Raw genomic sequence first — 6877 nt, 5'->3', positions numbered from 1 at the left:
CATGTCGGCGGACGAGATGTAGACGATCGCCTCGTCCGACGGCAGGCCGTAGCCATTGCCGAAGCAGAAGATGCGGCTGTGCTCGAGGAAGCGGCCGACGATCGATTTCACCCTGATGTTTTCCGAAAGGCCCGGCACCTGCGGCCTCAGGCAGCAGATGCCGCGCACGACGAGGTCGATCTCGACTCCGGCCCGGCTGGCATCGTAGAGCGCGTCGATGACGATCGGGTCGACCAGCGCGTTCATCTTCATCCATATGCGCGCCGGACGTCCTTCGCGTGCATGGACGACCTCCTCGGCGATGTGCTTCAGGATGCGGTTGCGCAGCGTGAAGGGCGACACAGCAAGGCGCATCTCCTCGGCCGGTTCGGCATAGCCGGTGATGAAGTTGAAAATCTGCGCGACATCGCGCGCGATCGTCGGGTCGGTCGTGAAGAAGGACAGGTCGGTGTAGATGCGGGCGGTGACCGGGTGGTAGTTGCCGGTGCCGAGATGGACATAGTTGCGTAGCCGGCCGTCCTCGCGGCGTACGATGAGCGACATCTTGGCGTGGGTCTTCAGCTCCAGGAAGCCGAACACGACCTGGACGCCGGCGCGTTCGAGGTCGCGCGCCCAGCGGATATTGGCCTCTTCGTCGAAGCGCGCCTTGAGCTCGACCAGCGCGGTCACCGACTTGCCGGCCTCGGCGGCGTCGATCAGCGCGCGCACGATCGGGCTGTCGTTCGACGTGCGGTAGAGCGTCTGCTTGATCGCCACCACCTCCGGGTCGGCGGCGGCCTGGCGCAGGAACTGCACCACCACGTCGAAGGATTCGTAAGGGTGGTGGACGATGATGTCCTTCTCGCGGATGGCGGCCAGGCAGTCGCCGCCATGCTCGCGGATGCGTTCGGGAAAGCGCGGATTGTAGGGGGTGAACTTCAGGTCGTCGCGCGGAATGGCGACGATCTCGGAAATCTGGTTGAGCGCCAGCGGACCGGTGAGCACGCTGATGCGGCTCGCCGAGACGCCGAGCTCGCCGGCGACGAAATCGCGCAATTCCGCCGGCATCAGCGTGTCGAACTCGATACGGATCACCGAACCGCGGCGCCGCCGCTTCAGCGCCGTCTCGAACAGGCGCACGAGGTCTTCCGATTCTTCCTCGACCTCGATATCGCTGTCGCGGATGATGCGGAACGTGCCCGAGCCCTTGACCTCATAGCCGGGGAACAGCTTGCCGATATAGAGGCCGACCGCCTCCTCCAGCGGGATGAAGCGCACATGGCGCTTGCGGTCCGGCAGGCGAATGAAACGCCTGAGCGCAACCGGCAGGCGCAAGAGCGCGCTCATCTCCTCACCGTTCTTGCGATGGCGCAATTGCAAGGCGATGGAAAAGCCGAGATTGGGGATGAAGGGAAACGGGTGCGCCGGGTCGATCGACAGCGGCGTCAGCACCGGGAAGACCTGTTCCTGGAAATGCTCCTCCAGCCAGGTCTTCTCATCCTTGGTCAGCGCGTCGCGGGTGATGCTTTCGATGCCTTCCTTGTTGAGCAGGGCCATCAGCGCCGAGAGGCTCTTCTGCTGGTCCTCCTGCAGGCGCTCGACCTCGCGCAGCAGCTGCTCGAGCTGCTGCTCGGGCGTGCGGCCATCCGGGCTCTTCAACGCGATCCCTTCGCGCACCTGACCGGCAAGGCCGGCAACGCGGACCATGAAGAACTCGTCGAGATTGGCGGCCGAGATCGACAGGAAGCGGACGCGTTCGAGCAGCGGATGATGATCGTTGAGCGACTCTTCCAGCACGCGGCGATTGAACTGAAGCCAGGAGAATTCGCGGTTGACGAAACGGTCGGGATTGCCGCCGTCGGGGCTCGCCGCCTCGACGGTGATGAACTCGCTCTGCACCGGCTTCAGTTCGTTCATGTTTCCCGCTCTTGCCCGCAACCGCCCGAGGGAGCGCCGCATCTTGCCGTCCGGCGACGCCCTAACATCTCTTTGTGACGCATGATCGTCACGGAATCGCTCCGTGCCAGCCTCACGCGCTTAACCGGCTCAACTTATCCTCTGCCAGCCTTTTGCGACAGTTTGATTTCATCGATCTTGCAAACTGGCATGTTATGCTCCAGATGCAGGCGGGTCACACCCACTGGCCGAACCCGATTGGAGACGACGATGGCAGGCGGTAGCATTCCCCATTTCCAGAACGACGCGGGCCATCCGGTCATCGAGATCGGCGTCAAGGAATTCATGTGCACCGGCGCCAACCCGCCTTTCGATCACCCGCACGTGTTCCTCGACATGGGTGACGACAATGAAAAGGTCTGCCCCTACTGCTCGACGCTTTATCGCTATTCGCCGTCGCTGAAGGCGACAGAAACGCAGCCAGCCGGCTGCCTCTATGTCGACCAGGCCGCCTGAGCCGACCATGATTGAAGCACGGTCCCGGCAAGTCGTCATAGCCGGGGCCGGCATCGCCGGATTGACGGCAGCACTTGCCTTCGCTGAGCGCGGCTTGCCGGTCAAATTGTTCGAGCAGGCCAAGCAGCTCCAAGCGGCCGGGTCCGGCCTCCAGCTGGCTCCCAACGCAACCCGCATCCTGCGCCGGCTTGGCGTGCTCGACCGTCTGTTGCCCAACGCGGTCCGGCCCGAAGCGGTGGTGCTGAAGGATGCGAAAAGCCTGCGTGAGCTGGCCCGCGTGCCGCTTGGACAGGCGGCCGAGAAGCGCTGGGGCGCGCCCTATCTGGTGGCGCACCGCGCCGACCTGCAGGCGGCCATGGCGGAGGAAATGGCAGGGCGGTCGGATATCGAGCTCGTTACCGGTGCGCGGGTGACAGGCATCGCCGCCGACCAGCGAAGCGTGACCGCGACGGTAGAGGCCGACGGCAAAACCACGTCGATTGCAGCCGGCCTGCTGGTTGGAGCCGATGGCGTCTGGTCGACGGTTCGCGCGCAGCTTGCGGCCCGGGACTCCGCCTTCGCGAGAAGCCGCTTCTCGGGCCGACTGGCCTGGCGCACCACCGTGGCGGTCGACAGCCCCGCCGGGCAGGCATTTGCCGAGATCGGGGTGGCGGGCTGCGTCACAACCTTCCTGCATCCCGGCTTCCATTTGGTCGCCTATCCCGTGAGCAAGGGCCGCACCGTCAACCTCGCCGCTTTCACCAGAGGCGAACGCATCGCGGAAGGCTGGTCGGGCCATGCCGACCCGGCCATCCTGTCCAATGCCATGCGTGGCACCGCAACGATGCTCGCAAAGCTCATCGCGCTGGCGGGGTCGTGGACGGCGTTTCCAATGCACACTGTCCGGCAACAGCGCTGGGCCGTCCCGCAAGGCATCGCGCTGATCGGCGACGCCGCGCATGCGATGACGCCGTTCGCGGCCCAGGGCGCGGCCATGGGAATCGAGGACGCCTCAGTGCTCGCCAATCTCGTTGCCGATTTTCCCGGCGATCCGGCCCACAGCCTCGCCGTCTGGGAAAATCTCAGGCGGCCGCGCGTCGAAAGGGTGCTCAAACGCGGCGCGTTCAATCGGCTGACCTGGCACGCCTGGGGACCGGTGGCAGTCGCCCGCAATCTGGTGCTGGCGACGCGGCCGCCGGAGAAGCTCGCCACGGACCTGGACTGGCTTTATGGCTGGGAGGAACGGAAGGTGGTGCAGGGGTAGAGCGCCCGAGGACTCGATTCACGGTACTGCGTCAGTTATACAATCCCATCGACCACCAAAGCGATACCGGCAGCGGGTTCCACCATCCCGTGCGAATGCCGGCGACGCGTAATCCCGCCGCCGTCCAGGTGTTGCAGCCGACCAGCGCGTTGAAATGGCCATTGGCTTCGTAGAAACGGTCGTAGGCCGAGTAGCCGGCATCCCCGACGGCCACAGGCTCGCCCTTGCCCTGTCGGAAACTCGCGGTGATGTAGTCCAGCAACGCCGCGAAATGCGCCTCGTCGATGTCGAAGCCGGCGACATCCGGATGCAGCTCCTTGATCGTGCCGGCAATATCGACATGCATCACCGAGGCGTCGAGCGTCAGCGCCTTCAACACCGGCGCGGCCTTCAATTGCGACCACGTTGGCGTCTCCAGATAGAAGGCGCGGCCGCCCCAGCCGAAGACGATGTAGCGTGCATCCGGGGCATCCATCGGCAGACCGGCATCGGCGAGGAAAGCAAACCGCCGACGAACGCCGTCATCCAGAGGGATAGCGATGTCGGTGTGGATCGGGTTCTTCAGCACCAATATGCGCCGTGTCCCCTCGCCTTCGGCCTGCGCCGCGGACCAGAGCGGGCGCGGCACCAGCGCGCCGAGCGCGACGGCAAGAAGCACTGCTCCGACGAGCATTGCCAGATATTGCAGGATTGTTCTCATCGGGCGCGGTACGTCCGGACGAGAAAAATGAAATGCGAAGCTTTCATCGCTATTTCCGAGATTAGCCGAAGCCGTTCGTGACTTCGTCATCCTCGGGCTTGACCCGAGGATCCATGCCGTGACCTGCGATGTAGAGCGCGACGGAGCAGAATTCTGCAAACATCGCAACGCCTTAGCGTCACGGCATGGATCCTAGGGTCTGCGCGCGTCGCTTCGCTCCTTGCTCCGCCCTAGGATGACGAAGGCACGGGCACGAGCCACCTCCCAGGAAACTGTTCCCGCTCAGTGCAGGATCTGCGACAGGAACAGTTTCGTCCGCTCATGGCGCGGATGGTCGAAGAACTCGGCCGGCGTGTTCTGCTCGACGATCTGGCCCTGATCCATGAAGATCACGCGGTTGGCGACCTTGCGGGCGAAGCCCATCTCGTGGGTGACGCACAGCATCGTCATGCCCTCTTCCGCCAGGCCCACCATCGTCTCCAGCACTTCCTTGATCATCTCGGGATCGAGCGCCGAGGTCGGCTCGTCGAACAGCATGATGCGCGGGTTCATGCACAGCGAGCGCGCGATCGCCACACGCTGCTGCTGGCCGCCGGAGAGCTGTCCGGGATATTTGTTGGCCTGTTCGGGGATCTTGACGCGCTTGAGGAAATGCATGGCGATTTCCTCAGCCTGCTTCTTCGGCATCTTGCGCACCCAGATGGGCGCCAGCGTGCAGTTCTCCAGGATGGTCAGATGCGGGAACAGGTTGAAGTGCTGGAACACCATGCCGACCTCGCGGCGCACCTCGTCGATCTTCTTCAGATCGTTGGTGAGTTCCTTGCCGTCGACGATGATCTTGCCCTTCTGATGCTCTTCCAGCCGGTTGATGCAGCGGATCATGGTCGACTTGCCGGAGCCGGACGGACCGCAAATGACGATGCGCTCGCCGCGCATGACCTTGAGGTTGATGTCCTTCAGGACGTGAAACTCGCCATACCATTTGTGCATGCCGACAATGTCGATGGCGACATCCGTGGTCGAGATGTGCATCTTCTTGGCATCGACCTTCAGGTCTTCCGCGCTGACGGCGTTTTCGGTGGACATGGCCAATTCCCCTTATCGTTGTGTTTGATGCATGTCCTAAAATCGCTCCACAGTTTTGGGACATGCCTCAGCGTTTGTAGCCGGTGTCGAGCCGGCGTTCGGTGTACATTGAATAGCGCGACATGCCGAAGCACAGCAGCCAGAAAACAAAGGCGGCAAAGATCAGGCCGGACTTCGGGGTCTGCGGCGTCGCCCAGTTGGGGTCGGCGAAGTTCTGCTTCACCACGCCGAGCAGGTCGAACATCGAGATGATCAGGACCAGGCTGGTGTCCTTGAGCATACCGATGAAGGTATTGACGATGCCTGGGATGACCAGCTTCAGCGCCTGCGGCAGCACGATCAGGCCCATCTTCTGCCAGTAGCCGAGGCCGAGCGAGTCGGCGCCTTCATACTGGCCCTTGGGGATCGCCTGCAGGCCGCCGCGGATCACTTCCGCCATATAGGCGGCGGCAAACAGCGACACGCCGATCAGGGCCCGCAGGTATTTGTCGAAGCTGACGCCTTCCGGCAGGAACAGCGGCAGCATGACGCTGGCGAAGAACAGCACCGTGATCAGCGGAATGCCGCGTACCGTCTCGATGAAGACGACGCATAGCCATTTGATGATCGGCATCTTCGAACGCCGACCGAGCGCCAGCACGATACCCATCGGCAACGACACGGCAATGCCGACGAAGGACAGGCTGAGTGTGACCAGCAGCCCGCCCCAACGCGGGGTCTCGACATGCGGCAGGCCGAACACGCCGCCGACAAGCAGGACGAAGGCGACAACCGGCAGCGCCACGAAGAGCAGAAGCGCGTTCAGTCCCTTGCGCGGCACGCGCGGGATCAGCATCGGCACCAGCAGCGCCACGAACAGGATGGCGACCAGAATCGGTCGCCAGCGCTCCTCGATCGGATAGGTGCCGAACATGAACTGGCCGAACTTGGCGTTGACGAAGGCCCAGCAGGCGCCGGTCCAGCCGTCGGGCTGGATGCCGCCTTGCGAAGCGGTTGTGCACACCGTGCGGTCAGGGCCGGTCCAGACGGCGTTGATGAAGGCCCAGTTGATGATTTGCGGCAAGACCCACACCACGATGGCGATGCCCAGCACCGTGAGGATGGTGTCGCCGACCGAACCGATCAGGTTTTTGCGCACCCAGGCATAGGCGCCGCGTTCGGTAGGCGGCGCCGGCTGCGCCAACGCCATCTCGGTGCGCACCCAGGACATGTCGTGTTCCTGCATGGCCTTACCTCTCCACCAGCGCCATTCTGGCGTTGACGATGTTCATGACGAAGGACGTCACGAGACTCAGCACCAGATAGGCGACCATCATGATGAACACGCCCTCCACCGCCTGCCCGGTCTGGTTCAGCACGGTGCCGGCGGTGGCTGTCAGATCGGGGTAGCCGATGGCAATGGCCAGGGATGAGTTCTTGGTCAGGTTGAGATACTGGCTGGTGAGCGGCGGGGTGAC

The 6877-nt window shown here is 63.6% G+C and carries 6 protein-coding genes and 1 pseudogene; 2 read left to right on the top strand and 5 right to left on the bottom strand.

Annotated features, from left to right (window positions below):
- Nucleotides 1-1896, bottom strand: a 1896-nt coding sequence (locus EOA28_RS19535; RefSeq protein WP_128315168.1) for an RNA degradosome polyphosphate kinase, incomplete at its 3' end; no start/stop codon positions are given.
- A gap of 249 nt (nucleotides 1897-2145) precedes the next feature.
- Here EOA28_RS19535 and EOA28_RS19530 point away from each other — a divergent pair.
- Both EOA28_RS19530 and EOA28_RS19525 read left to right on the top strand, forming a co-directional pair.
- Nucleotides 2146-2391 carry a zinc-finger domain-containing protein gene (locus EOA28_RS19530; protein ID WP_027169907.1) on the top strand — a complete coding sequence of 82 codons (246 nt, stop codon included), beginning with the start codon at nucleotides 2146-2148 and terminating at the stop codon, nucleotides 2389-2391.
- A 7-nt stretch (nucleotides 2392-2398) separates the two neighbouring features.
- On the top strand, nucleotides 2399-3634 hold the full coding sequence (locus EOA28_RS19525) for an FAD-dependent monooxygenase (protein ID WP_127251316.1): 1236 nt from the start codon (nucleotides 2399-2401) through the stop codon (nucleotides 3632-3634).
- Between the two features lie 31 nt (nucleotides 3635-3665).
- On the opposite strand, the gene EOA28_RS19520 is transcribed toward EOA28_RS19525, so the two are convergent.
- From EOA28_RS19520 to EOA28_RS19505, 4 genes and pseudogenes are all read right to left on the bottom strand, one after another.
- Nucleotides 3666-4334, bottom strand: a complete 669-nt coding sequence (locus EOA28_RS19520) for a TIGR02117 family protein (protein WP_127251315.1) — start codon at nucleotides 4332-4334, stop codon at nucleotides 3666-3668.
- 282 nt (nucleotides 4335-4616) lie between these two features.
- Nucleotides 4617-5420 (bottom strand): amino acid ABC transporter ATP-binding protein, encoded by an 804-nt coding sequence (locus tag EOA28_RS19515; RefSeq protein WP_127251314.1) that lies wholly within the window; start codon nucleotides 5418-5420, stop codon nucleotides 4617-4619.
- Nucleotides 5421-5487: 67 nt separating this feature from the next.
- Entirely contained in the window at nucleotides 5488-6645 is a 1158-nt protein-coding gene (locus tag EOA28_RS19510) for an amino acid ABC transporter permease (RefSeq protein WP_127251313.1), read from the bottom strand.
- Between the two features lie 4 nt (nucleotides 6646-6649).
- Nucleotides 6650-6877, bottom strand: a pseudogene (locus EOA28_RS19505) (amino acid ABC transporter permease); the annotation flags it as partial.

Source organism: Mesorhizobium sp. M2A.F.Ca.ET.067.02.1.1 (assembly GCF_004023285.1).
Classification (GTDB): domain Bacteria; phylum Pseudomonadota; class Alphaproteobacteria; order Rhizobiales; family Rhizobiaceae; genus Mesorhizobium.
The sequence above is the reverse complement of the archived record's forward strand: the minus strand, read 5'-3'. Positions and strand labels throughout refer to the sequence as shown.